Source organism: Brevibacillus sp. LEMMJ03, from assembly GCF_007197875.1.
Lineage (GTDB): Bacteria > Bacillota > Bacilli > Brevibacillales > Brevibacillaceae > Brevibacillus > Brevibacillus thermoruber.
In genome coordinates this window covers 1-215 of the sequence record NZ_VKJN01000134.1, presented here as the reverse complement: position 1 = coordinate 215, position 215 = coordinate 1, and the positions used below count along the sequence as shown (strand labels likewise).

The following is a 215-nucleotide window of genomic DNA, read 5'->3' as shown; positions in this document are numbered from 1 at the left end:
ATTTGCTTCTGACCGTTTTCAACTCCCTCCAGTCGTTCGGCCATTTGCTTCTGGCCATTTTCAAGCTGCTCCAGGCGCACGGTCATCTGTTCCTGGCCCTTTTCGACCTGCTCCAGACGGACAGACATCTGCTCCTGCCCCTTTTCGACCCGCTCCAGGCGTTCGGCCATTTGCTTCTGACCGTTTTCAACTCCCTCCAGTCGTTCGGCCATTTG

The 215-nt window shown here is 55.8% G+C and carries 1 protein-coding gene; it reads left to right on the top strand.

All coding sequences use genetic code 11. The features are described from left to right. On the top strand, nt 1-215 hold a 215-nt coding region (locus tag FOI68_RS23755), incomplete at both ends, for a hypothetical protein (RefSeq protein WP_185974044.1).